At 60.2% G+C, this 25,489-nt stretch carries 18 protein-coding genes; 4 read left to right on the top strand and 14 right to left on the bottom strand.

Features of this window, described 5'->3' with window-relative positions; all coding sequences use genetic code 11:
- Positions 1–4: 4 nt before the first annotated feature.
- From CI807_RS22680 to CI807_RS22615, 14 genes are all read right to left on the bottom strand, one after another.
- The gene (locus CI807_RS22680) at positions 5–2,497 is read right to left on the bottom strand and encodes a fused MFS/spermidine synthase (protein ID WP_095016318.1); all 2,493 of its coding nucleotides are present in this window, start codon (positions 2,495–2,497) and stop codon (positions 5–7) included.
- 58 nt (positions 2,498–2,555) lie between these two features.
- A complete protein-coding gene (locus CI807_RS22675; RefSeq protein WP_095016317.1) occupies positions 2,556–4,142 on the bottom strand; it encodes an arylsulfatase in 1,587 nt (528 codons plus the stop codon).
- Between the two features lie 76 nt (positions 4,143–4,218).
- Positions 4,219–5,220, bottom strand: coding sequence for an HAD family phosphatase (locus CI807_RS22670; RefSeq protein WP_095016316.1), 1,002 nt, complete (start codon positions 5,218–5,220; stop codon positions 4,219–4,221).
- Positions 5,217–6,266 carry a BatD family protein gene (locus CI807_RS22665; protein WP_095016315.1) on the bottom strand — a complete coding sequence of 350 codons (1,050 nt, stop codon included), beginning with the start codon at positions 6,264–6,266 and terminating at the stop codon, positions 5,217–5,219. Before CI807_RS22665 ends, CI807_RS22670 begins: the two co-directional genes overlap by 4 nt.
- Positions 6,263–7,717 (bottom strand): VWA domain-containing protein, encoded by a 1,455-nt coding sequence (locus CI807_RS22660; RefSeq protein WP_095016314.1) that lies wholly within the window; start codon positions 7,715–7,717, stop codon positions 6,263–6,265. Before CI807_RS22660 ends, CI807_RS22665 begins: the two co-directional genes overlap by 4 nt.
- The gene (locus CI807_RS22655) at positions 7,704–8,699 is read right to left on the bottom strand and encodes a VWA domain-containing protein (RefSeq protein WP_095016313.1); all 996 of its coding nucleotides are present in this window, start codon (positions 8,697–8,699) and stop codon (positions 7,704–7,706) included. The genes CI807_RS22660 and CI807_RS22655 overlap by 14 nt, the downstream gene beginning before the upstream one ends.
- Entirely contained in the window at positions 8,686–9,141 is a 456-nt protein-coding gene (locus CI807_RS22650) for a DUF4381 domain-containing protein (RefSeq protein WP_095016312.1), read from the bottom strand. Before CI807_RS22650 ends, CI807_RS22655 begins: the two co-directional genes overlap by 14 nt.
- The gene (locus CI807_RS22645; protein WP_095016311.1) at positions 9,138–10,061 is read right to left on the bottom strand and encodes a DUF58 domain-containing protein; all 924 of its coding nucleotides are present in this window, start codon (positions 10,059–10,061) and stop codon (positions 9,138–9,140) included. The genes CI807_RS22650 and CI807_RS22645 overlap by 4 nt, the downstream gene beginning before the upstream one ends.
- The gene (locus CI807_RS22640) at positions 10,058–11,032 is read right to left on the bottom strand and encodes a MoxR family ATPase (protein ID WP_095016310.1); all 975 of its coding nucleotides are present in this window, start codon (positions 11,030–11,032) and stop codon (positions 10,058–10,060) included. Before CI807_RS22640 ends, CI807_RS22645 begins: the two co-directional genes overlap by 4 nt.
- Positions 11,033–11,044: 12 nt before the next feature.
- Entirely contained in the window at positions 11,045–12,043 is a 999-nt protein-coding gene (locus CI807_RS22635) for a hypothetical protein (protein WP_371858015.1), read from the bottom strand.
- Between the two features lie 122 nt (positions 12,044–12,165).
- Positions 12,166–13,566, bottom strand: coding sequence for a DUF1254 domain-containing protein (locus CI807_RS22630; protein ID WP_095016308.1), 1,401 nt, complete (start codon positions 13,564–13,566; stop codon positions 12,166–12,168).
- Between the two features lie 63 nt (positions 13,567–13,629).
- Positions 13,630–14,412 (bottom strand): hypothetical protein, encoded by a 783-nt coding sequence (locus CI807_RS22625; protein ID WP_095016307.1) that lies wholly within the window; start codon positions 14,410–14,412, stop codon positions 13,630–13,632.
- A 191-nt stretch (positions 14,413–14,603) separates the two neighbouring features.
- Positions 14,604–14,969 (bottom strand): response regulator, encoded by a 366-nt coding sequence (locus CI807_RS22620; RefSeq protein WP_095016306.1) that lies wholly within the window; start codon positions 14,967–14,969, stop codon positions 14,604–14,606.
- 242 nt (positions 14,970–15,211) lie between these two features.
- The gene (locus CI807_RS22615) at positions 15,212–19,090 is read right to left on the bottom strand and encodes a hypothetical protein (protein WP_256578587.1); all 3,879 of its coding nucleotides are present in this window, start codon (positions 19,088–19,090) and stop codon (positions 15,212–15,214) included.
- 260 nt (positions 19,091–19,350) lie between these two features.
- Between CI807_RS22615 and CI807_RS22610 the strand changes: the two genes are divergently transcribed.
- From CI807_RS22610 to CI807_RS22595, 4 genes are read left to right on the top strand one after another with little or no spacing between them, the layout of a single operon-like run.
- A complete protein-coding gene (locus CI807_RS22610) occupies positions 19,351–22,848 on the top strand; it encodes a response regulator (protein WP_095016305.1) in 3,498 nt (1,165 codons plus the stop codon).
- Positions 22,849–23,679, top strand: coding sequence for a protein-glutamate O-methyltransferase CheR (locus CI807_RS22605; protein WP_012724198.1), 831 nt, complete (start codon positions 22,849–22,851; stop codon positions 23,677–23,679).
- Positions 23,676–24,281 (top strand): chemotaxis protein CheB, encoded by a 606-nt coding sequence (locus tag CI807_RS22600; RefSeq protein ID WP_095016304.1) that lies wholly within the window; start codon positions 23,676–23,678, stop codon positions 24,279–24,281. Before CI807_RS22605 ends, CI807_RS22600 begins: the two co-directional genes overlap by 4 nt.
- A complete protein-coding gene (locus tag CI807_RS22595) occupies positions 24,275–25,468 on the top strand; it encodes a hybrid sensor histidine kinase/response regulator (RefSeq protein WP_095016303.1) in 1,194 nt (397 codons plus the stop codon). The genes CI807_RS22600 and CI807_RS22595 overlap by 7 nt, the downstream gene beginning before the upstream one ends.
- The last annotated feature ends 21 nt before the right edge of the window (positions 25,469–25,489 follow it).

Genomic DNA, 25,489 nt, shown 5'->3' with positions numbered 1-25,489 from the left:
CGCTTCACTGACCGCCAAACCAACGGAAATAGGGATTGGCGCCGTCCCCGCGTATGACCTCTCGCATATCCCGCCCCCAGGCATCCCGGTCGCCGTCGTAGGCATGCAGGCTGGCGCGGTAGAACTGCATCAGGCGTTGTTGCTCGGCAGCCAGTGTGCGAGCGAAAGTCTCATCCGCATTGATCAGCGGCACGGGCACCCGCAGATCGAGCAAGGCCGGCAGTACACGGGTGATTTCCTTGCTGCGCACCCAGGGCGCGTATTCGATACGCGGTTGATCGTCGGTGACCGGTAATGCATCTGCGGCAAACCGCTCAAGGCCCTGGCGATCGGTGACCCAGGTCGCCAGCAAGGTCGCCGCCGAGTCGATACCAACGTCTGCCAAGGCGCCGCTTACGCCAGGCTGCTCGAAGCGCTGACGAATGCGTTCGGCATCCAGGCTTATTGGCTCAAGGGAACCCACCAGCAGCATCTCGTGGAACTCGCTGGTCCACAGCGACACGTACGGGAACACGTTGAGGAAGCTGCGCACCAAGGCACGGGAGTCGTCGATGTTTTGCGTCGGCAGCGGTAACCATTGCGCGAGCAAGCCGTTTTTTTCCAGGCGCGAGGCCGCCAGTTGATAGAAGTCCTGGGAATACAGGTTCACCACGCCAGCAGCGGAGGGCGGTGGGGGTTCCAGGGTGATCAGGTCGTAGGTTTGCGGGTTGCGCAGAAGTTCCTGGCGACCATCGCGCAAGCGCAGTTCGATGCCGGGATCGCTGGCGGCATTGAAGTTGCCTTTTAACAAGGGCGCGGCCTGTACCACCGCTGGCAACAGTTCAGCGACCACCCGATGTTCCAGGCCTGGATAGCGCAATAATGCGCCCGCCGTGATGCCAGTGCCAAAGCCGATCACCAGTGCGGACTTGGGTTCGGCGTTGTGAATCAGCAGCGGCAACAGCGCCTGGATTCGCATATAACGCAGCGACGGCATGGCATCGCCCGTGTTGGAGACGCCCTGAATATACAGCCGCTGAAAGGCCCGCACGCCCTGGCCTTGGGTGACCACCGCCACCGTCGCGCCACGGCCTTCCTGGTAAAACGCCAGGCTGGCGTTACGCGCACCGGGCAGTAACTTGGCCAGGCGATCCACTGGGGTCAACAGGGCGGCCGCCAGCGACACCAGCCCCAGTGCAATAACTGCCTGGCGCCGGCCTTTTTCAACACCCTGGCCACGGCGTACCGCCAGATACCCAATGACGCCAGCCACCACGGCCAACACGCCCAAGGTCCGTACCAACCCCAGCCACGGGATCAACACGAACCCGCACAGCATCACCCCGATAATCCCGCCCAAGGTATTGAATGCCACCACCGCGCCCACGTCACGGCCAACATGCCGATTGCCCACACTCAAGCGCAACGCCACGGGGAACGCCGCGCCCAGCAGCAAGGTCGGCACAAATACGATGCACAATGCCGCCACTGCAAAACGTGCGCTCATCCCCGGCAGCTCGCTTGCGCCCAGGCCCAGTACCAGCGCTTCAGCCTGGGTTTGCAGCAGTATCAGCCAGCGCCCCAGCAGGGCGATTTCCAGCAGCGCTACCAAGCCTGCGCCCGCAATCAGCAGGCCGAACACGCCCCAGGGATCGCGAAGACGTTCTACACGACCGGACATCAACTGGCTGCCGATGAACAACCCGGTGAGGTAGGTGGCAAGTACCACGGCGAACGCATACGTGCGGGTACTCATGAATTGCACGATGGACTGCGACCACACCACCTCATAGCCGAGGGCGACGCCACCGGCGATGGCGTACAGCACCAATGCCAGTCGCGCAGGTTGCACGGGGCGCGGCGGTGCGATCTCAACAGGCGCTTGATGACGCACCGCCAACACTGCCCCCACCGCCGCGAGCAGATTCAACATAGCCGCCACCAGCGCACTGCCGCGCACGCCAAACTGGGCAATCAATACAAATGCCGTGAACAACGTCCCGACAATCGCCCCGGCGGTGTTGGCCGCGTAGAGGCGTCCACCCGCCTGGCTCAAGCCCTTGGCGTCGACGCCCAGCGAGCGCACCAGTACCGGCAACGTGCCGCCCATCAACACCGCCGGCAGGCAGACCAGGGAAAATGGCAACGCCCAGGCCAGCAGGCCAACGCGGTGTTCCAACCAGGCAAACGGTTCGGCCGCCACGCCCAGGGCCAGCGTCGCGCCAACCCCGAGCAGGGCAACCAGTAATTCCAGACCTGCATACAACAACAGCGGCCGCGCAAAGCGGTCCGCCAACCGTCCGAACAGCCAGCCGCCCACTGCCAGCCCGGCAAAAAACGCGCTGATACCCGCGGTAATTGCATACACCTCGACGCCCACCACCAGGGACAGCTGCTTGATCCATAGCACCTGATACACCAACGCCGCGCCGCCGGAGAGGAACAGGAGGAGGGCGGGGATCAGGATCGGGAGGGTTGCAGTGGTTTCAATGGGCTTGCTGGCGGTGCGTGACAACATTGCGATGAACCTTCTATCAACCCTAAAGAAGGCCGCCCGAGTGGGCGGCCTTGGATCACTATGGCGCTGGTTGCGCTTTCATCTTCTCGGCAATCTTCGCATCCACACCCGCTCGAATCTGGTCGATGCTGAAGCTGGCCGGTTTCTGACTGGGCGGATACTCGATAAAGGTTTCGAGGAATTTGGCCGATTTGGTCACCGCCACCGCGACGAGATAGACGTTTTTAGTGCTCCAGTCGTAATACTGATCGGAGACCACGTCAGCCCGCTCATAGGGGTCCATGCGCAGGTTGAGGATCTTCGGCACCCGCAGGCACACGAATGGCTCACTCCACACCTTGAACCCACCCGGTGCCCGCTGTTCGCAATACACCGCCTTCCAGTTGCCAAAACGCGCGGACACCAAGACCCCGTCATCGTTGAAGTAATAGAACTCGTCGCGTGCGCCCTTCGGTTGCTGCCCGGTCAGGTAGGGCAGTTGGTTGAAACCATCCAGATGCACCTTGAAGTTGCTGCCTCCGGTCACGGGCGCCCAGCCTTTGAGCAGTTTGCTTTTCACGTCACTGTCACCGGCTGCGGCCAACAGCGTGGGGAACCAGTCCATGCCCGAGAACATCTCGTTGGAGACCTCAGCGGGCTTGATCTTGCCCGGCCAACGAATCATCGCCGGCACCCGATAGGCACCTTCCCAATTGGAGTTCTTCTCGTTGCGAAACGGCGTCGTCGCCGCGTCCGGCCAAGAAAACTGGTTCGGCCCGTTATCGGTGGTGTAGACCACGATGGTGTTGTCGGCGATCTTCAGGTCGTCGAGGGTTTGCAGGAGTTTGCCCACGTCACCGTCGTGCTCCAGCATGCCGTCCGCGTATTCGTTGCCGGGCATCCCGCTCTGGCCCTTCATCGATTCGCGCACATGGGTGAACAAGTGCATGCGCGTGGTATTCATCCACACGAAGAACGGTTTGTTGGCTTCGGCCTGTTTCTTGATGAAAGCCTGGGCCGCCGCCGTGGTTTCATCGTCGATAGTCTCCATGCGCTTGGTGGTCAAGGCGCCGGTGTCTTCGATCTTGCCATCGGCAAAGCTGTGGATCACCCCGCGCGGGGAGTTGGCCTTGACGAACTCCGCGTCGTCCTTGGGCCAATAGGGGCGCTCCGGCTCTTCCTCGGCGTTGAGGTGATAGAGGTTGCCGAAGAACTCGTCGAAACCGTGGTTGGTCGGCAGGTATTCATCCTTGTCGCCCAGGTGGTTCTTGCCGAATTGCCCGGTGGCATACCCCAGGGACTTGAGCGCCTGCGCAATGGTGATATCGCGCTTTTGCAAACCCACCGATGCACCGGGCGCGCCCACCTTCGACAGGCCCGTGCGCAACGGCGTCTGGCCGGTGATGAAGGACGAACGCCCGGCGGTGCAGCTGTTCTCCGCGTAGTAGTCGGTGAACATCATGCCTTCTTTGGCGATACGGTCGATATTCGGGGTCTTGTAGCCAACCACGCCCATGGAATAGGCGCTGATATTGGTTTGCCCGATGTCATCGCCGAAGATCACCAGGATATTCGGCTTTTCGGCCGCCCAGGCGGATGCCGAGGTGCCGATCACCGAAACCGCCACCAGGGCGAGTTTCGGCAGCCACTTACGTATGCGAGTCATAAGACTTGCTCCTTTTAGGGCTTGAGTCGCATTGCCTGCGACCAACGTTTTTAACAGTCCATCGCGACGTCTTTTCTTATTGCACCTTCACTTGCACCGCTGGATCGAACGGATAGATACGGCCCCAGTCAATTGCCATATCCACCACGGTCCAGTTCTGTTGCTTGGCCAGGTCCAGTGCCTTGTCCAGGCGCCCCACCTGAGAGTTGCGGTCGTAGGCCCATTCGCGCTGGGCGTCGGTGTGGTGCACCAGGCCCATCAAGCGTTTGCCAGGGCCGGCGGCGGTCCACTGCAGCATCTGCAAGTCGCCGTCAGAGTTGCCGAAAGCCAGGATCGGCCGACGGCCGATGATGGCGTCGATGCTTTCCGGCTTGCCTGGGCCGTCATCGTTGTGTGCCAGCTTGGCGGTGCGCAGCACGTGCGGCTTGCCGTCCTTGAGCTGGAATTGGGTGACGAAGTTGGAGCCGATCACCTGCTCGGGCGGCACGCCGTACACCTCTTCGGCGAAGGCACGCATGAAGGCGGTGTCGCCCCCGGAGACGATGTAGGTCTTGAATTGCTGGCTGCGCAGGTAGTCGAGCATTTCCAGCATGGGCTGGTAGATCATCTGGTCGAACGGCTTGCCGGTCTTGGGATGGCGGGCCTGCTTCAGCCATTGCTTGGCGTTGTCGATGAAGGCTTCGGTGCTGACCCCGGTGTGGGTGGCCCCGATGATCTTCAACAGGCCGTCCATGCCGGCGGCGGCAAGCGCCTTGTGGTCGCCATCGAGCACGGCCTGGAATGGCTGGGTGATTTTCCATTCCGGGTGCTGTGGCGCCAGGCGCTTGACCTCGTCAAAGGCGAACAGCACTTCGAAGTACGCCGGTTGCTCGGTCCACAGCGTGCCGTCGTTGTCGAACACGGCGATGCGTTCGGCGGGTTTCACGTAGTCCTTGGAGCCTACGGCGGTCACCGCCTGGACGAATTCGATGATCTGCTTTTTGTTCGGGCCTTCGTTCCATGACGGCAGCGGATCGGCCGCCAGGGCAGGCAGGCTCAGGAGGAGGAGAAGGGGCAGGGCAGAACGCAGCGACGTCATGGGAAGTCCTTTTCGTGACGAGGGTTCAGTGGAACCAAGCGTAGTTGACGACAGGCCCAGCGCAATGCTGGCCATGCCTTTCGCCACAATGACCGCAGGCGGGGCCATAGGGCACGGATCAGATAAGCCGCCAGCACCAGCACGACGATGGCCGCCATCCATCCCAGCAAATGCCGCGACAGCTGCCAGCGCGCGTGCTGCCCGAGCGCCTTGAGGTCGTCGGTGACGGAAAAGGTCGGCGTGTAGGCGCTGGTGGCCTGGGCCTTGAATGTCAGCGCGGGCAACTGCGCGATTTGCAGGCGATGGTTGCGGCTGTCCCACCATTTCACCTGGAGGGCAGGCAGGGTGTAATGGCCGCCTTTTTCCACGCGATACACCAGGTGATCGATGCGTTGGCCACCCGTGACGGTGCCGCGTCCGTCATCCAGGTTGCTGATGGCAGGCGCCTGCGCATAGAGGCGCAACCCGTTTACCTCGGCGGTTGCCGGCGGCGGCAGTGACAGCCCTGGCGTGTTATCGGCTTGCAGGATCACTGTTCGCGTCAGGTTGTCGCCAACCTTGAGATCGCCGGCCGTAACGGTCTGGCTCAGGCGTAAGCCGCTGGCGACCAGCACGGGTTCACCGGGCGCAAACCCCGGTGGCTGAGTGGCCTCAAAGGTCAGCGGCGCACTCTGTGCACTCAACGGCGCGCTGGCCTGGCCCGGTTGGGCACTGACCGTCAGCGCGGGCACGCTGAAGTGTTGCGCCATCGTCGGTGTGACCAAGTACGTGTAGCGCATCCCGTAGAAGGTTTGCCCATCGATCACCTGCGTGGTGTGCTCGGCCTCGCCACCCGGTTGCTGTATGCGTGCGCCAGCCAGTTTCACGTCCGGCAATGTCGCGGCGGCGGTGAACCAGGTGTCGGTCAGCACGTCCACTTGCACCTGCAATTGTTCACCCACCACCACTGAAGCGCCGGGGATCAACTGCGCGTTCACCCGTAATTGCGGTTCGGCCGCCCATAACGGCCCCGACAACAACAGCAACACGCCCCAGTAGCGCTTCATGGTCGCGCCTCCTGGTCTTGCAGGCTGAATTTGCGGCGCAGGAAGTTGGCCGGCGACGTGGTCAGGTTCTGCAACCACAGGGCATCATTATTCGCCTGTTGAGTCTGAATCGCTTTGCTCTGGCCCTTGCCCGGTGCTTTGTCGAACTTGATCTCATCCGGTTTGACCTGCGGCGTGTTGTTCGCGGCGCTTTCGGTGTCTTTTTTCAGCGCAACCGCCAGGGCCAGGTTGGCGGTTGCTTCAGGGAAGACGGGTTGCAACTGCAAGGCCTGTTGATAGGCCGCGATGGCGTCATCGAACTTGAAGCGACGCACGTGGATATTGCCCAGGTAGAACGCAGCTTGCGCGGTATGCATGGCGGCGAAGGTGGTTTGGGCCAGGTCGTAATCGGCGGCGTTGTAGGCGGCGATGCCTTTCCAGTAAGGCTCGGCGAACAACGCGGCAGCTTGCGGGTAATGATGATGTTCGAAAGCCCAGCGGCCTTGCTGGTCGGGCGTCATGAACGGGTTGGCCTCGGCCTGCGTCGGCGGTAGCAGCAGGCCAAGCAGCACCACCGCCGTCCAGTTCAAGCTCCAGCCCTTGCGCACACCGAACAGCGCCAACAGCAGCAACGGCCAGCACAACCAGTAACCGACGTCTTTCCATTGCAACAGGCGTTGCTGCTCGTCGACGTTCTGGAAGTGCTGCTGGGCGTGCAGTTCGATCCAGTCCAGGTCATCGTCATTGAGGGTCAGGCTACCCAGCGGCGCCTCCAGGGCTGAGGCCAATGGCTTGAGTGTGGGACTGCTGCCAAGGGCCAGGATCAGGATTTGCAGCGCATTGTCCTTGAGGGCGGGCAGTTGGGCGACATCGGCGCCGTCCGTCACCAGCAGCAAGGTGCCGGGCGATTGCTGCAGCAGGCGCTTGGCCTGATCGATCACGCCGGCCACATTCTTGCCCGTCTTGCTGATCAAGTCCGTGCCGAGCGCCTGGATAAAGGTATCAAGCAAGGCCGGATCATCGGTGGGCGGCAACACCAGATGGGCACTGCCGGCATAGACCAGCAACGCGGTGCGTGCGCCTTTGCGGCGCTGGATCAGGTCGTGCAACTTGTGTTTTGCGGCAGTGAGGCGCGTGGGAGGCACATCGGCGGTGTCCATGGACGCCGACAGGTCCACGGCGATGATCAGCGGTGCACGGTTCTCCAGGAAGTCCGGACGGTCCTGCTCCCAGGTGGGTCCCGCCGCGGCGAAGGCACCGACCACCCATAACGCACTCACCAGATGCACCGGCCGCAGACGATGGGGATCGGTCGGCGTCAGCAGCAAATACGGCAACAGATGCGGGGCGATAGTGCCGCGCAGGCGGCGCTGAAGGTCACGGCTGCGCTGCCACACCCACGGCAGCAGTACGCCCAACAGCGCCAATAACAGCCAGGCAGGACGCAGAAAGTGGAAGTCACTGAAGTCCATCTGCGTGCTCCCGTTTCCATCGATGCGGCCACAGCGCAGCGATCAAGTGATACAGCGCCAGCAACGTCAATGCCGCACACAGCGGCCACCAGAACAGATCGCGCTTGGGTTGATGACTGAGAGTCTTCACTTGATGCGGTGTGATCTTGTCGAGCGTGGCGTAGACCTGATCCAGACTGTCGCGGTCTTCGGCGCGGAAATAACGCCCACCCGTGGCGCTGGCAATGCCTTGCAAGGCGCTGAGGTTGACCTTGGCCTCGCCGCTGGCTTGCGGGTCACCGATGCCGATGGTGTGGATGATGACGCCCTTGGCAGCGGCCATGTCGGCGGCGTGGTCCGGAGTGATTGCACTGCTGGTGTCATTGCCATCGGTGAGCAGGATCAGCACTTTTTCCGGCTCATGGGCCTGGTCCAGCAGCTTGAGACCAAGGCCAATGGCGTCGCCGATGGCGGTGTTCGGCCCCGCCATGCCGATGCCGCTGTCGTCCAGCAACAGCGACAAGCTGGCATGGTCGAGGGTCAAGGGGGCCTGGGGGTAGGCGCCGCTGCCGAACAGGATCAAGCCGATACGATCATCTTTGCGCTGCTGGATAAAGCCGTGCACCACCTGTTTGACGGCGGCCAGCCGGTCGATTTTGTGGCCGATGGCGTCGGTAAAGTCCTCGGTTTCCATGGATTGGGAGATATCGATGGCCAGCATGAGGTCGCGCACCGGTTGTTGGCGTTCGAGGGGTTTTTCCACCCAGACCGGGCGGGCGACCGCCAGCACCAGCAACGCCCATACCACCAGATTGAGCAGCAACTGGCCGCGATTGCCACGGGCACCGTCGGTAGACGATGAACCACCGACCGCCTGGCGCATGCCGCCGAAAAACGGCACCCGCACCGCACTGCGCGCTTCGTGATACACCGGCAGGTAGCGGTAGGCCAACCACGGCAGCGGCAGCATCAACAGCAGCCAGGGGTAGTCAAGCTCCCACATGGTGTTGCTCCACCCAGGCCTTGCACTGGGCCAGTAGTTGCGGGTCCTGCGGCGCCGCGCCGTAGGCCAGTTCGGCCAGCCGTTGAGCGAGGTCGTCGGGAATCGGACCTGTGGCGTGACGTTGCAGGAAGGCTTGCCACTCGACGCCACGCAAGGTCGGGATACGTTGCTGTTCTTCCATGGGAAGTGGCATCGACAGTGCGACGCGCTTGAGCAGTTCGGGCAACTCGCGCAGGTCTTTCAAGGTGTCCAGACGGGCCAACGCCTCACGCCGGTAGGCATCACGTCGCCAACGCAGCCACTTGCGGCCTGCCAGCACCAGCAGCGCCACCACCAAAACACCCAGCAACACGCCCCAGCCCCAGGTCTGCGGCCAGTAGCTGACCGGCGCGGGTAAGCTCAACTCCTTGAGTTGCTCGATGCTTGGCACATGACTGCTCACCGACGTTTCCCCAGTTCACTGCGCAACTGGTCGGCGGCGGGCAGGGCGGTGCTGATCATCAGCAGTGGCACTTGGCTGCGGCGCAGCAGGTTGGCGACACCCTTCAAGCGTCCGCCGAGAAAATCCCCCAGGGGTTGGCGCACCTGGCGCTGGTTCACCGCCAGCTCTACCTGCAACTGGCCTTGGGTAACCCGCAATTGCCCACGGCTGGGCACGTTGAGCGCCAAAGGGTCATACACCTGCAACGCGATCACGTCGTTGTGCGCTGACAGTTGCTGCATCAATTGCAACGTCCGTGGCCCGGCACCGGCAAAATCACTGACCAGGCAGATCAGGTGATCGTGGCCTGCCACGGCCAGGCATTGCTGCAGGACCTTATCCAACTGGCCGTCGTCTTCATGGTCGGGGTTGCTTGCCGTCAACGCGGCATTTTGCTGAACGATGCGACTGCACAAGGCTTCCACCCGTTTGCGGCTGCGCAAAGGCGCGACGCTGTCGACACGCTGGTCGTTGAACACCAGGCCGCCGACGCGATCCCCGGCGTTGAACACCATCCACGCCGCCAGCGCGCCCAGTTCCGCCGCCACGGCGGATTTGAAGCTGCGCACTGAGCCGAAAAACATCGACATGCGCTGGTCCACCACGATCAGCGCCGGGCGGTCGCGCTCTTCGGTAAAGGTGCGCACCACCGGTTTGCCGGTGCGCAGCGACGCACGCCAATCCAGGTGGCGCAGGTCATCGCCCGGCTGGTAGCGGCGTAGCTCATCGAAATTCAGCCCACGGCCGCGCAGGCGTGACGCATGGTTGCCGGCCAGGATGCTGCCCTGGGGCTGGCGCGCGACAAAGCTCAAGTCGCGGGCCTGGAACTGCAAGGCCATCAATTGCGCCAGGCTGACGTAGACAAAACCGTCGGCGTTCATGCCGGAATCGCTACTTTGCTGAGCAGCCGGTCGAGCACCTGATCAGCCGTCACGCCATCCGCCACCGCGTCATAACTCAATTGCAGGCGATGGCGCAGCACTGGATGGGCGACGGCCTGCACGTTGCTCGGCGTGACAAAGGCCTGGCCTTGCAACCAAGCGTCGGCCCGGGCGCAGCGGTCCAGGCCAATGCCGCCACGGGGGCTGGCGCCAAGGCTGACCCAGCGCGCCAGGTCGGCGTCGTAGTCGGCGGGGTGGCGGGTGGCGTTGATGATGTCGATCAGGTACCGGTCGATAGCCGGCGAAACCTGGATGGCGCTGACTTCCTTGCGTGCGGCGAAAATCACCTCCTGCGCCAGGGTAAATCCCTGAACCGCTTGGGTAACTGCCGCCTGTTCTTCTTCACGCAACAGGCGCAACACCTGACTTTCGTTGTCGGCGCTGGGGTAGTCCAACAGCAGCTTCATCACGAAGCGGTCCATCTGGGCTTCCGGCAGCGGGTAAGTGCCTTCCTGTTCGATGGGGTTTTGCGTGGCCACCACGATAAACAGTTCCGGCAGAGGGTGACTGGCGCCGGCCACGGTGATTTGCCGTTCTTCCATGGCTTCCAGCAAGGCCGCCTGGACCTTGGCCGGTGCGCGGTTGATTTCATCGGCGAGGATCAGGTTGCCGAACAGCGGGCCGGGTTGGAACCGGATCTGGTTCTGGCCATCGACCTGGTGCAGTACTTCGGCGCCGGTGATGTCGGAGGGCAGCAGGTCCGGAGTGAACTGGATGCGACTCATCTTGGCGTCCAGGTGCCGGGCCAAGGCCTTGACTGTGCGGGTCTTGGCCAGCCCCGGCAGGCTTTCGAGCAGTAGGTGTCCGTTGGCGAGCAGGCCGAGAAGGATCTGGCGGATCACCTGGTCCTGGCCGAGCACGCTTTCGGCCATGCTCGCTTGCAGGGCGTTCAAATCGTTGAGTGCGGTCATTGCACACCTCGTTCACAGCATGAAAGTAGGGATCACCGGGATAAACGACAGGCGGAAGTTCCAACGGCTGCTGATCAGGTCGTCGGCGTGAATCACCGAGTACTGCACTTCACCGGAAATCCGCACCGGCAACTTGCCGAAATTGACGATGCGCCCGGCGCCGATACCGATGGGGAAGTTGACCTTGTTGCCGCTTTCGGCCTTCCAGTTCACGGTGATATTGGGCGTCATGCCCACCCGCCACTGGCCCGGGCCGGGAATCGCGCGCTGGATGAAGTATTGGATGTTGGTCAGGCTGACGTCTTTGCGCTGTGCATCGCCACCGACTGACCACCAGTGCTGGGGAAAGACGCCGAGCGTCCAGTCTTCACCGAGGTATGCCGCGACAAACGCCGGGCCCAGGGCGTATTTGCCGGTGCCCAGCACGTCTTTTTCGGCGGTGGGGAACATCGCCGTCGGGCCAAACCCCCAGACCATCTTGCCGCCGTTGGCAAACCGCACCGGTTGCTTGGGCGAGAACACGCCCACATAGGCCAGGTCGCCAAAGCCTGAGGTGCGGTCAAACGGGTCGTTGACCACTGACGGGAAGTCGCGGTCCGTCAACACGCCGTAAGGGCTCATGCCGATCAGGTTGCCCGCCTTGGCGTTGACCGGCGCACTCACATAACTCACCGGCAGGCGATTGATCAGGTTCCAGTCATCGCCCAGGGAAATCGGGAAGGTCGGCATGAAGCTGTATTTGCCCAGGTAACGGGTGCCGTTACTGTGCGGGCCTTTGAGGGCGCTGTAGTCGAACTGGTTGAACAACAGCACCAGGTTGCCCACCGGGTTGTCCATCAGCTTGGCGATCTGTTCAGTCGAGGGATCGCAACCGGCCTTGACCACTTGCTTGAGGTCGATGTCGAAGTCCTGTTGCAGGCGATGGCAGGTCTCGGGATCGGCTTTGGTGGCGTTAGACGTGCTGCCCAGCTCCGGCAAACCGGCGGCCGGTACACCGCAGCTGGCAAGCATGCCCACGGCGCAAAACCCATGCAAACGTGCACGTGAAATCATGGCGTCATCCATCCTTGTATCGGCCTGATATCAGGGAGTTACGTGCCCGGCCTAACCCTGTTGCGGCCGGGCACGTGGTGTTACTTGAGCGGGATCAACGGTGGCAGTTTCCATTGACCATTACCGACCTCAGGCTTGGGCAGGTAAATGCGCAATACCGCGTAGAACGGGCCCGGTGGGGCCGGCAACCAGTTGCTCTGTTCGGCTTTCGGTGGCTCGTGGTGCTGCAGCGCCAGGGTCAGGCCGCCATCGGCGTCGCGCTTCAGGTGGGGCAGCATCCGTGAATTGATCAGGTAGCGCTTCTTGTGGTTCGGCACCAGCAGTTTGGTCTTGGCGTCGTACATGGTCAGCGACCAGAACGCATCGGCGGGCGGCAGTTGGTCCTTGGCAAAATGTACGGTGTAGCTGTGGCGCGCGCCATTGGCCGGCTTGCCTTCGCTGTCGACGAAGTAGCTCAGGTAAGCGGCTTCATCGGTGGAGTTGCCGAAAATACCCATGTCCGCACCGGCGTAGCGGTACAGGTAGTTGTTTTTCAGGCGATCGCGACTGCCGAACAGGTCACCGCTGCTGACCTGGTGGGTGTCGACCTTGTCCTTCTTGAACGCGGCAAACTCAGCGCGGGCATCGGAGATACCGTCTTCCAGGGCTTTGCGTTGCTCGGCGGTCAAGTCCTTGAGCTTGAAGGGCGCGCCTGGGGCGATACCGATCTTGGCAAAACGTGCCAGCAGGTCTTTTTCGCTGTCCTGGGGCGCGGCGAAGGCCAGCATGAAGTTCAGGTAACGGAATAGCTGCGGGCCTTCGGTCATGGTTGCCATCGGCTTGGGCCATTCGATCTTCGGCGCCTTGGCCGGCGTGGCCTGCTTCACGTAGCTACTCAGGGGCTGCACTTTGTAGCCGCTTTGGATCTGCTTGACCTTGCCCAGGTCTTTGTCATCGAACAACTGCGTGCGGTACAGGGCGTAAGCGATGTTGCTTTCGCTGTAGACCACGCGATCCACGTCCACCGGCTGCTGACCCTTCCAGTCCGGGCCGGCGATCATGTAGTGGCCGCCGTTGTTGCCGGTGCTGCGGGTGCCCAGGTAGGCGAAATTCTGCGTGTACAGGTCGATCAACTGCACCGAGTAATAGCGGTTGTCCTCGATCTTGGGCAGGGTCAACACCAGCGGTTCGCGGCGCAGGTCCATCCAGACAAAGGAGTAGGGCGTGTCGGAATTGGGTGTGACGAACGCCGTGTCCTTGGGGGTGAACACTTGTGCGGTGTTGCCGATCTGGTTGAACGGCGCCTTGAAATTGGCACCGCCTTTGTCAACGGCCTGAGTGTAGAGCGTCTTGTACATCGCCACCACCGGAAAGCCGTACAGATAGGCTTCCTTGGCAATCGCCCGGGCCTCGCTCGGGGTGGCCGTAAAGTCGGCCCAGGCGCCGGTGCTCATGAGTATCGAGAGGCTCGCCAACAGCAGGCGCGTCGGTTTTCCAATCATGTTGTTGCGTCCTTCCAGAGATCTTTTTTGAGGGCGTGGGGTGAAACCGCCGAGTTAACCGGTTTATTTGCCGAACGTCACGTTAATCCCTGCGAACAAGGTGAACTGGGGAAAGCCGTCACCTTTGCGCGCTACCGTCCATTGTGGCTCGACAAAGGCATTGACGATGTTGCTCCCGGCTTTCCAGGCCTTGCCCGCGCCAAACCCGATGGGAATGTAGTGGGTGTCATTCTTCAAATCGAAGGTCCAGGTGCCCGTGGAACGCAGGTACCAGCCTTTCGGCAGGTTATGAATGATAAACGGCTGGAAAGTTGCACTCTCGACATGCGGGCGGTCGCGATCGCCGGCAAATGAACTTTGGTATTGCACCAGCGCGCCCAATAATCCCCTGGGCGAAGCGTCGATGGCGATTGCCGCCAGGCCGGCCTGCCATTTGCCGGTGCCGAGTTCGTCATGTTCAGCAGTGGGTGCGGTGATTTGCGGGCCGATGCCCAACTGCACGCCTTCGGTCTTGAGCAGGAAGATATCGAACAGGTTCAGGTCGCCAATGCCCGTGCTGTAGCCGGTGTGGGGATCGGGGCGGGTGCTGAGGGGGAGTGTGGCGCGCAGCAACTGTGGTACGCCGATGAAGTCCGACGGTGCAATGGGCAGAGTGCCGCGCAGCAACAGGTCGTTGGTGTGGGCGTTGCTGTCGTACAAGCGGGGCGTGTAGTAGTCCTGCAGGTTCGCGCCCGGCGCCAAGTTGAGCGGGTTGTTGCTCTTGTTGGCCGTCTCGGCGTTGTCCGCCAAGGCTGGCATTGCGAAAACAGCCAGCATCAATGCCGACGCGTACGGTGACCCGAACATGTGCGCTCCCCCATACCTGGGTGACTATCCCTTGTGATTAATACCTACAGGGCATGTCGGTTGAAGCTAGCAGCTAAATCCAGACGCGCTAGCCATCCAAACGAATTAGTTGCGGGGGCGGGACGTTTCAGATGTGTGTAAAAGGCCGCAAATGGCCGCCCTGGCTGGGCGGCCATGCGCTAAAGAGGGGGTCAGGCAGTCGGCAGCATCGATTTGACTTTGTCGCGTAATTGATCGATCGAGAAGGGTTTGGCGATCACCTGCATGCCCGTAGGCACGTCGATGTTCTCGGCATAGCCGCTGGCGAACAGAATGGGCAGCTTAGGGCGCAGTTCTCGCACCTTGGCCGCCAGTTGCTGGCCGTTCATGTCCGGCAGGCCGACGTCGGTCATCATCAGGTCGATCACATGCGTGGTGTCTTGCACCCGTTTCAGCGCTTCTTCAGCGTCGGCGGCTTCCAGAACGCGGAACTCCAACTCTTCGAGTACATCGACGATGAGCATGCGCACGATGGCGTCGTCTTCGACTACGAGGATGGTGGAGGTGGTGGCGGACATAAAGAAAATTCCCGAGAAGTGAAGGTGCAGGTCTTGTTCAGTTAAAAGACTGTCCTCTACTGAGTTGTCTCTTTCTCGGCAAGTTCCCGATACAGGAGGATATTGTGCAGGCAAAGGGGGGGAATGTCTTGTGATAGTACGAAGTCACCTTCAGGCACGCTTGCGTTGGCTACTTCAGGCTCTGGTTGGTTATCGCTGAAGAAGCGACAGCCAACCAGACGTCGATTTGGCCTGTTGTTGACTTAGATCTCCGCTCGGTATAGATCGGAAACGTCGATGCCGGACGCCCGAGTCGACGCGTTCAGGTCCGCCGGATCAAACACCGAGATTTTATATTCGGGCACATTAGGGGTGTCGCCATAATGCTTGAATAGGTTCTTGGTGCGGCCGCTGTTCAAGGTGCTTTCCAGTGCAGAACGCATCTGCTGTTCGGTGGTAAACGTGGCTTTTCCAAAATTGGGGTCGAAGTAAAACCATTCCTTGCGATGTTTTATCGTTTCGATGCCGGCGACAGTCACTTTATAGGGCGTGACGATAATGCCTGCTGTAATGCCATGTTCAGGGCCGCGAATCAGAAGGGTTTTTGAACTGTTGGCCCTGGCAAGCTCGGTCAGTATATCGGTATAGGGAACTTGCCTTGCCTGCACACCATTGTGGAAGTTGCTGCCTAATAGGCCCTGCAGTTTATCCAGCTTGTTGCGGAATCCGTTGATTTTATCTGCCTTGCGTTGTTCGAGAGTGGCTTTGACCGGATCAATTTTACGCAAGTCGTTAATCTCGTTGACACTCAGTGGAGAGTCCATCGAGGCGTACAGATTTTTGATAAACGTCTCTTGCTTGCCTGCTTGGGTAGCGGCGGCCATGACATTGGAGAGCGCCGCGCACTCGCCTGCCGATAGCAACGAGGCTTGACTGAGGTAGAAGCCTTGCGGAAGCGCTATTGCCTTGCCGCCCGCAGCCGTTATCTCTGCGCTGAACACCCTGAAGTTCTCCTGGCTGACGGTAACTCTACGCCGCTCCATATACTTGACCAACTGACCCACCTCTTCGGGTGTTCGTCCGCGGATGATGGCAAGTTCTGCCAATTCGTTGAGCGTCAACGTGGGCGAAAACCCAGCGATGTTTTCTGGGTTTCCACCGCTATAGCCTTTTTTATAGGCATCAAGGTCAGCGACTTTAGCAATCTCGCGTGCCGAGTTGAATCGTTCCGGAAGAACCTCCAGTTCATCTATTCGTTTGACCAGGCTTCCGAGTTCGGCGGGGCTACGGCGTTCGGCTACGGCCAGGCGTTTGAGATCATCAATATTCAGTGCCGTGGAGTAACCGTAGATCGCCTCTGGCCTGCCTGTGTTCTGACCTCGAATGTAGGCGGCGTTGTCCTCGGCTTTTACCCGGCTGATTGCATCTATAAAGTCTTTGCGGAACTCTGGATTGTCTGCTGCAGGCGCCAACACCGAACCGATCATCTTTCCTATCCAGCTATCAGTAAACGCTCGAACCTCTCCCTCCAAGGCCACGACCTCTGGCGTAAAGCCTACAAGTGGCGAGCCGTAAGGCCGCATCTTGTCGGCATCGAACGCAAACCATTTGCCATTTTTCAGGACGGCTGCGGACTCGATACTGTGCTCGCCGAGTTTCAGGCTACCCGTCGCGGCTGCGGTGTTGTTTAGGCTGACGGCTTTCAGTAGGTCATAACTGCCGGCAGCCCCCCGGAGTTTGTTGACCCCCTCAGCGATCTTGCTGACCCCTGTACCGATAAGTTTCCCGCCGCCCCCGAGAAGGCCAATCACACCATCCACGGGGTTGAGTTGCCCGAAAACAGCCGCGCCAATGACTTTGGTTGCCCGTGCCACTTTGGTCGCGGTGGACACCGCGCTACCGGCGATCTTCGTCAGCTTTCCGGCCGTGCCCACACCGGCGGTCAGGAAACCAAATATGTCCAGTCCGAGGTCGACAATACCCTCGCCAATTTTTCCCTGGCTAAAGTTCTTGACCGTCGAAACAAAAGGGATCAGATCCAGCAGGAAGTGACCAACAACATCGCCTTTCTGGCGAATTTTATCGGCTTTGGTCTGCCCAAGTGCCTGCTTATGGATAGCGGGGTCATCGAGATTGATATGTTCAACAAAGGCGTCAGCGATAAGTTGAGTGCGCGACGAAGCGAAGCTGTCCAGCCGCGGTTCGTTGGGCACTGATTGCGCAGTGCTCAAGTTGTTCGCGTTTTTAGAGGGCGTGAACGCTTTCTTTTCATACTCGATATTTGCCGTTCGCCAGGTACCCGTTGTTGCGTGACTTTCCGGTACCTTTCGGATAGCGCCCCCATTGAAGTCAATTTCATAGGCAGTAGGCACCCCGTCACGCTCAATTCTTACCAGCAACTTCGGGTCTTTTAGTAACGGCGTCTTATCAAAAAAACCCGTTCCCAGTTTTTGGGTGTGGGTTTGATAAAAACTGACCTTGCCATATTCAAAGTTTTCGCGATCTTGCAGAGGCAATTGAGAAATCAGATGCTTGATGGAGGTACTGACCGCAGCCTTCTTTTCTTCGATGGCGTCTTTGAAGTGCGATTCAAACGCAGCGTACATGCCAAACCCTGGGTGCGCGTTCAGTTGCGCCACAGGGGTACGTGGGTCGGTAGAGGTGTACGTTGAGTTAGCGTCAGCGTACATCATGGTGACATCCAACAGCGAGTGTGGGCCGAACTCAGTGACCGCCCCATGAGGGAGCGCTGTGATCACTTTTTTTTCAAACATTGATTCCTGGCCCGGGAAGCGTTTTTTAAGCTCCGCCAGCGCCATTTCTTTACGGGAGGGGATGTCTTTCTCAAAGGCCTGTGCTGCCTGCGCCATTGACGATTGGCGGGTTTTGAAGGTGGTCACCAGCGTATTTAGTTCATCGGCCGAGTATTGATGGTCGTCTTTTTTTTCCAGCACGCCATTTGCCACGCCCCAATCAATCAGTGCGCTACGTTGTGCTTCTTCAGTGACAGCAGGATTTGCCAGGCTCACGCCTTCGGCTTCAAGCATGACTTGGGCGAAGGTCATGTTGGGCACGCGTCCAGGCGTTTGCGCTTCTATTGTCGCCGCCGCAACCGTCAGGTTGACCCAGGCTGGGCTGCCATACGTCACGCTGTTGGGGATGTCTTTAATCAAGAACATAGGGGCACGGGATGCCAACAGCAGGTGGGCGCCTGCGTTCGCCATTTCGGGGCTGGTCTTGCCTGATGTCGATAGGTGCTGGCTGAGTCCGTCCACTACTGCCGAAGGATGCCTGCCCCAGTGACTTGCGTTGGCAAGATCGAAGCCTGCGACCTTGTTACGACGGGGCGTCGCGATGGACTCCGGGTCCAGTTGCACTAGCAACGCCGCAAGGAGATAGTCCAGGCTGCTGCTGTCGGTGGCAACGCCCTGCATGTGATCTTGAAGCGCCTTGCCGATCAGTTGCCCCTCGGGCGAACTGATAAGGGCGTTCAACGTACGGACGGGATCGCTCAGCACTTCGGCGGAGAGCGAAGTGCGATGGCGCAGGAACTCCAACATGAACCCTTTGACGCTCTCAACCTGTGGCTTCCCAGGCGATTCGGAATAGTCCATCACCATGGCGCGCATGCGGCTCTGCTCAGCAGCACTCATTGGTACTGGCCAACCCAGCGCTCCGGCCAGGTTACCTAATGGGTGTTCCTGCGATCTCCCCAACACTGCATCCGAAAGAGCCGTCAGGGAGAAAAAATCACTGGGTAAACGCAGGCCGAGGTGGGTCACGAAGGAGTCAAGTGTGGCGTTGGCGCCGAGCGTTGCGTGATCGGCCGAATCGGGATGGATTGCCATGGGCGTGTTTTTCAACGCGCCCATCACAGCCACCGGGGAGGCGTCAGGCCCTAATCGTGTGGCGATATTGCCAAGAGCCTCCCCAAGTATCTTCAAGTTATGCTTGTCGGCCAATAGCAGTTTGAGGTCGATGGAGCGCGCGGTTATGGAACTGGCGGGTGGTTGTGCGTTCGGTGTATGCGCATTGTCATTAGACAAGGGCGCGGCGGCGGGCGGTGTATTGGCAGGTACTGCCGTTTGCGAGGAGATAAGGGTAAATAATGAGGCGTGAGGAGGTTGCAAGGAAATAGTCATGCGCGTGCACCCTATAGAGTAAAGGTAAGCGTCTATCGCGCGGATCGTCCTTTTTCCCAGACGCACTCATCTGTGGGAACGCTGCTCAGCCAGGTTCCTGATTGGGCGCAGGAGAAATATGAGCACTTAAAACGGTGACGCAATGTGACCGGCGCTCTCAAGATTGATAATCGAAGTGTTCAGTTGTGGCATAAAAATAGCGTTCAACAGCACCTTTGGGGCAAACTCCCGGTTTTTCCACACTTGGCCAAGGCATGCCCATGACTCCTGCGTCGTCCGTCGATGAAAAGAGCTTTCGTAACCTCCTGAGCCGAAATGTCGCGCTGCCCTTGGGTGTGGGCGTGCTCAGCGCGGTGTTTTTCGTCTGCCTGATCACCTACCTGCTGACGGTAATCCAGTGGGTCGAACACACCGACCGGGTGATCAACAACCTCAATGAGTCGTCCAAGCTGACGGTGGACCTTGAGACTGGCATGCGCGGCTTCCTGATCACCGGTGACGAGCATTTCCTCGACCCTTACGAAGTGGCCAAGCCGCGGATCATTGCCGATTTGCGTAATTTGCAGGAACTGGTGGCGGACAACCCACAGCAGGTGGACCGCCTCAAGCGCCTGGAAGCCCTGCAAATCGAATGGAACAAATACGCTCAGTCGATGATTGATATGCAGCGTGAGAGCGGCGACTACCGCAGCGCAGTCAAGGCGGGTCGTGGCAAGCGCCTGACGGATGAAATCCGCAAGGAATACGACGACGCGGTGGCGATGGAGCAACAGTTCCGCATCACCCGCAATGAAGAAGTCACCCGCACTACGGTGATCAGTGTCACCCTGTACCTGGCATTTGTGCTCGGCCTGAGTGGGTTTCTGGCGTACATCGGTCGTAAGAATTTAATTTCATTATCAGATAGTTACAGCGCAAACCTCGCGTCGCAGCAGAAGATTGCGCGACGTCTGGAGCAACAGGCCTGGCTGCGTAACGGCCAGACTGAACTGGCCGAACAGGTGCTCGGCCAGCTCACCTTGAACATGCTCGGCCGTAATATCCTGCAATTCTTTGCCCAGTACATGGGCTCGGCCGTCGCCGCGTTGTACGTGCGTGAAGAACATGGCGGCCTCAAGCGGGTCGCCACCTATGGCTTCTCCCGCGAGCAGGAGCAGAAGGAGCAATCGATCTACAGCGACGAGGGCATCGTCGGGCAAGCCGCCCAGCTGGATCGCCTGATTCGCCTGGACGACGTGCCGGTAGACTACTTCAAGGTCAGCTCCGGCCTTGGCGAAGGTTCAACCCGCAGCGTGCTGGTGATGCCGACCAGCGACGATGACCGCGTCAACGGCGTGATCGAGCTGGGCTTCCTGCGTCCACTGGAAGAGCGTGACGTCGAGCTGCTGGAGCTGATCGCCGGGAATATCGGCACCTCCATCGAGGCCGCCCGTTATCGCCAACGCCTGCAGGAAGTGCTGGCCGAGACCCAGCAGCTCAACGAAGAGCTGCAAGTGCAGCAGGAAGAGCTCAAGACCGCCAACGAAGAGCTGGAAGAACAGTCACGCATTCTCAAGGAATCCCAGGCCCACCTGGAAACCCAGCAGGCGGAGCTGGAGCAGACCAACGAGCAGTTGGCCGAACAGACCGAAACCCTGGCCGAACAACGTGACGCCATGGACCGTAAGAACGTTGAACTGAACCAGGCTCAACTTGAGCTTGAAGATCGCGCTGAAGAACTGCAACGTTCCAGCAAGTACAAGTCAGAATTCCTCGCCAACATGTCCCACGAGCTGCGTACACCGCTGAACAGCTCGCTGATCCTGGCCAAGCTGCTGGCCGAGAACCCCCAGGAAAACCTCAGCGCTGAACAGGTCAAGTTCGCCGAGTCGATTTACTCCGCCGGCAATGACCTCCTCAACCTGATCAACGATATCCTCGATATCTCCAAGGTGGAGGCCGGCAAGCTGGAAATGCGCCCAGAGAACTCCAGCGTGGCGCGCCTGGTCGACGGCCTGCGCGGCATGTTCGAGCCGCTGGCGGCCGATCGCAAGCTGGGCTTCCAGGTGGAGGTGCAGGAAGGTGCACCGGGCATGCTGTTTACCGATCGCCAGCGCCTGGAGCAGATCCTCAAGAACCTGCTGTCCAACGCGGTCAAGTTCACCGAGCAGGGCGAGGTCAGCCTGTCAGTGTCCCGCGCACCGGGGGAGGGCATTGCCTTTACCGTGCGCGATTCCGGCATTGGCATTGCGCCGGATCAGCAGGAAAGCATCTTCGAAGCCTTCCGCCAAGCGGATGGCAACACCAACCGCCGCTACGGCGGCACTGGCCTCGGCCTGTCGATTTCCCGCGACCTGGCGACCCTGTTGGGTGGTTACATCAGCGTGACCAGCGAACCGGGCAAGGGCAGTATTTTCACGCTGGTCCTGCCGGAACAGTACGTCGAGCGCGAGGAAGACGCCGCACCGATTGAACAACCGCGCCAAGTGGTGGTGGCGCCTGCGCCGACGCCTGCGAAGGTGTCGCCATTGCCGGTAGCCGACGCCAACCTGATCCCGCGTTTTGCCGATGATCGCGACAAAGCACCCTTCACCACGCGTTGCATCCTGGTGGTGGAAGACGAGCCGAACTTCGCCCGTATCCTGTTCGACCTGGCCCATGAGCTGGGCTACAACTGCCTGGTGGCACACGGCGCGGACGAAGGCTACAGCCTGGCCGAGGAATACGTACCCGATGCGATCCTGCTGGACATGCGCCTGCCGGACCATTCCGGACTGACCGTGCTGCAACGCCTGAAAGAACATGCCAGCACCCGGCATATCCCGGTTCACGTGATTTCCGTGGAAGACCGCGTCGAAGCCGCCATGCACATGGGCGCCATTGGTTATGCGGTCAAGCCCACCACCCGCGAAGAGCTCAAGGACGTGTTCGCACGCCTGGAAGCCAAGCTGACCCAGAAGGTCAAGCATGTACTGCTGGTGGAAGACGATGACCTGCAGCGCGACAGCATTGCGCGCCTGATCGGCGACGATGACATCGAGATCACCGACGTCGGCTACGCCCAGGCTGCCTTGGACCTGCTGCGCACGAATATCTACGACTGCATGATCATCGACCTCAAGCTGCCCGACATGCTTGGCAACGAGCTGCTCAAGCGCATGGCGACCGAGGACATCTGCTCGTTCCCGCCAGTGATCGTCTACACCGGGCGCAACCTGACCCGCGACGAAGAGGCCGAGCTGCGCAAGTATTCGCGCTCGATCATCATCAAAGGTGCACGTTCGCCGGAGCGCTTGCTGGATGAAGTGACACTCTTTCTGCACAAAGTCGAATCCCAGCTGTCCCATGACCGCCAGAAGATGCTCAAGACCGCGCGCAGCCGCGACAAGGTCTTCGAGGGGCGTAAAATCCTGCTGGTGGACGACGACGTACGCAACATCTTCGCCCTGACCAGCGCCCTGGAGCACAAAGGTGCTGTGGTGGTGATCGGGCGTAACGGCCGTGAAGCCATCGACAAACTCAATGAAGTCGAGGATATCGACCTGGTGCTGATGGACGTGATGATGCCGGAAATGGACGGTTACGAGGCTACCGCCTTGATCCGCCAGGACCCGCGCTGGAAAAAGCTGCCGATCATTGCGGTGACGGCCAAGGCCATGAAGGACGATCAGGAGCGCTGCCTGGCAGCGGGCTCCAATGATTACCTGGCCAAGCCGATTGATCTGGACCGTCTGTTCTCACTGATTCGCGTCTGGTTGCCAAAGATGGAACGCATTTAAGTGGAGCGAAGTTTTTTGGAAAAAAGCAGCGATATTGAGCTGCGCCTGTTGATCGAGGCGATTTACCTCAAGTACAGCTACGACTTCCGCGATTACTCCGGGGCGTCGGTGAAGCGGCGCGTGGCCCATGCCCTGCGCCAGTTCGATTGCGCGACCATCTCCGCCTTGCAGGAGCGTGTGCTGCACGACCCGGCGGCGTTCATGCAATTGCTGCAGTTCCTGACGATTCCGGTGAGCGAGATGTTCCGTGACCCGTCGCACTTCCTGGCGATCCGCCAGGAAGTGGTGCCGCTGCTCAAGACTTACCCATCGATCAAGATCTGGATTGCCGGCTGCAGCACGGGCGAGGAGGTGTACTCCATGGCCATCCTGCTGCGCGAGGAGGGGTTGCTGGAGCGTACGATCATATACGCCACCGACATCAACCCGGCGTCGCTGGACAAGGCCAAGCAGGGCATCTTTTCCCTGGAGAACGTACGCGCCTACACCGCCAACTATCAGCAGGCTGGCGGCCAACGTTCATTTGCCGACTACTACACCGCGGCTTACGATTACGCGATCTTCGACAAGACGCTGCGCGAAAATGTCACGTTTGCCGATCACAGCTTGGCGACCGACAGTGTATTCTCAGAAACTCAATTAATTTCGTGTCGTAACGTACTGATTTATTTCAATAAAAAATTGCAGGATCGTGCGTTCGGACTGTTCCATGAGTCGCTGTGCCATCGCGGCTTCCTGGTACTGGGCAGCAAGGAGACCCTGGATTTCTCCGCCTACGGCAAGCAGTTCGAACCCTTGGTCAAACAGGAACGGATCTACCGCAAACTATGAATCAAGCGGCTACCCGCCCGGCATCGGTCCGGGGCATAGAAGCGATCGTCATCGGCGCCTCCGCCGGTGGTGTGGAGGCGTTGCTGACGATATTCGCCGAGCTGCCCGCCGATTTCGGCTTGCCGATCATCACCGTCCTGCACTTGCCGGACGAACGCCGCAGCCAGCTAGCCGAAGTGTTCGACCGCCGTGTGGCCATGCCCGTGGTGGAAGCCCGTGATAAGGAAGTGATCAAGCCGGGCACCCTGTACTTCGCCGGCCCTGGCTATCACCTGTCGGTGGAGCATGACCGCAGCCTGTCCTTGAGCCAGGAAGACCGCGTGCACCATTCGCGGCCGGCGATTGATTTCCTCTTCGAATCCGCCGCCGATGCCTATGGCACGGGCCTGCTGGCCATTCTGTTGACCGGTGCCAACCATGACGGCGCCCGCGGTCTGGCCCACGTCAAGCAACACGGTGGAACCACTGTGGTGCAAGAACCCACAGAAGCACGCGTTGCCGTCATGCCCCGTGCAGCCCTGGCGCTGCACACACCCAACCACATTCTGACGTTGAGCCGCATTGGCTCATTGCTGGCTTCCCTGGAATATTCCCCATGTTAAGTACTGTCCAGGCCAAACTGCTGATCGTTGACGATCTGCCGGAAAACCTGCTGGCCCTTGAAGCGCTGATCAAGCGCGAGGACCGTCAGGTGTTCAAGGCATTGAGTGCCGACGAGGCCTTGTCCCTGTTGCTGGAGCATGAGTTCGCCATGGCGATTCTCGATGTGCAGATGCCCGGCATGAACGGTTTCGAGTTGGCCGAACTGATGCGCGGCACTGAAAAAACCAAGAACATCCCCATCGTGTTCGTCAGCGCGGCCGGCCGCGAGCTCAATTACGCCTTCAAGGGCTATGAAAGCGGCGCCGTGGACTTCTTGCACAAGCCGCTGGATATCCATGCGGTAAAGAGCAAGGTCAACGTGTTCGTCGACCTGTTCCGCCAAAGCAAGGCCATGAAGCAACAGGTCGAAGCCCTGGAGCGCAGCCGTCGCGAGCAGGAACTGCTGCTGACGCGCCTGCAGGCCACCCAGGCCGAGTTGGAGCAGGCGGTGCGCATGCGTGACGACTTCATGTCGATCGTCGCCCACGAAGTGCGTACGCCCCTCAACGGCCTGATCCTCGAAACCCAGCTGCGCAAGATGCACCTGGCCCGGGACAATGCCGCCGCGTTCACCCTGGACAAGATGCACGCCATGGTCGACCGCGATGAACGCCAGATCCAGAGCCTGATCCGCCTGATCGAAGACATGCTCGATGTCTCGCGCATCCGCACCGGCAAGCTGTCGATACGCCCGGCCCACTTCGACCTGACCCAATTGGTGAGCAATCTGGTGGAGAACTTCGCGCCCCAGGTCGCCGCAGCGGATTCGTCCATGACACTGGTTGCCGAAGGTCCGGTGGAAGGCAACTGGGATGAGTTCCGTATCGAACAGGTGGTGACCAACCTGCTGACCAACGCCCTGCGCTATGGGGCCAAGAGCCCGGTGGCGGTGCGCGTATACATCGAGCATGGCGAGGCGCGGGTCGAGGTGCGCGACCATGGAATCGGCATCAGCGAAGAAAACCAGAAGCGTATTTTCCAACAGTTCGAGCGCGTGTCCGCCAGCCAAGTGGCTGCGGGCCTGGGCCTCGGGCTGTTCATTTCCGAGCAGATCGTTGCAGCCCATGGCGGCACCATCGAGGTCGAGAGCCAGATAGGCGAGGGCGCCTTGTTCCGGGTCTGCCTGCCATTGCAGGCGTCGGCATGAATTCAATCGTCACCTCGACGC

Source organism: Pseudomonas sp. NS1(2017), assembly GCF_002269425.1.
GTDB classification, from domain to species: Bacteria; Pseudomonadota; Gammaproteobacteria; order Pseudomonadales; family Pseudomonadaceae; genus Aquipseudomonas; species Aquipseudomonas reactans.
This window is presented reverse-complemented; position numbering and strand designations above follow the sequence as displayed.

Excerpts from the sequence above, each read along its gene's own strand:
- CI807_RS22670 (WP_095016316.1), bottom strand. The coding sequence starts at position 5,220 with ATGACGTCGCTGCGTTCTGCCCTGCCCCTTCTCCTCCTCCTGAGCCTG.
- CI807_RS22630 (WP_095016308.1), bottom strand. The coding sequence starts at position 13,566 with ATGATTGGAAAACCGACGCGCCTGCTGTTGGCGAGCCTCTCGATACTC.
- CI807_RS22600 (WP_095016304.1), top strand. The coding sequence starts at position 23,676 with ATGAATCAAGCGGCTACCCGCCCGGCATCGGTCCGGGGCATAGAAGCG.
- CI807_RS22620 (WP_095016306.1), bottom strand. The coding sequence starts at position 14,969 with ATGTCCGCCACCACCTCCACCATCCTCGTAGTCGAAGACGACGCCATC.
- CI807_RS22675 (WP_095016317.1), bottom strand. The coding sequence starts at position 4,142 with ATGACTCGCATACGTAAGTGGCTGCCGAAACTCGCCCTGGTGGCGGTT.
- CI807_RS22680 (WP_095016318.1), bottom strand. The coding sequence starts at position 2,497 with ATGTTGTCACGCACCGCCAGCAAGCCCATTGAAACCACTGCAACCCTC.
- CI807_RS22640 (WP_095016310.1), bottom strand. The coding sequence starts at position 11,032 with ATGACCGCACTCAACGATTTGAACGCCCTGCAAGCGAGCATGGCCGAA.
- CI807_RS22595 (WP_095016303.1), top strand. The coding sequence starts at position 24,275 with ATGTTAAGTACTGTCCAGGCCAAACTGCTGATCGTTGACGATCTGCCG.
- CI807_RS22665 (WP_095016315.1), bottom strand. The coding sequence starts at position 6,266 with ATGAAGCGCTACTGGGGCGTGTTGCTGTTGTTGTCGGGGCCGTTATGG.
- CI807_RS22645 (WP_095016311.1), bottom strand. The coding sequence starts at position 10,061 with ATGAACGCCGACGGTTTTGTCTACGTCAGCCTGGCGCAATTGATGGCC.
- CI807_RS22660 (WP_095016314.1), bottom strand. The coding sequence starts at position 7,717 with ATGGACTTCAGTGACTTCCACTTTCTGCGTCCTGCCTGGCTGTTATTG.
- CI807_RS22655 (WP_095016313.1), bottom strand. The coding sequence starts at position 8,699 with ATGTGGGAGCTTGACTACCCCTGGCTGCTGTTGATGCTGCCGCTGCCG.
- CI807_RS22610 (WP_095016305.1), top strand. The coding sequence starts at position 19,351 with ATGACTCCTGCGTCGTCCGTCGATGAAAAGAGCTTTCGTAACCTCCTG.
- CI807_RS22615 (WP_256578587.1), bottom strand. The coding sequence starts at position 19,090 with ATGACTATTTCCTTGCAACCTCCTCACGCCTCATTATTTACCCTTATC.
- CI807_RS22635 (WP_371858015.1), bottom strand. The coding sequence starts at position 12,043 with ATGCTTGCCAGCTGCGGTGTACCGGCCGCCGGTTTGCCGGAGCTGGGC.
- CI807_RS22625 (WP_095016307.1), bottom strand. The coding sequence starts at position 14,412 with ATGTTCGGGTCACCGTACGCGTCGGCATTGATGCTGGCTGTTTTCGCA.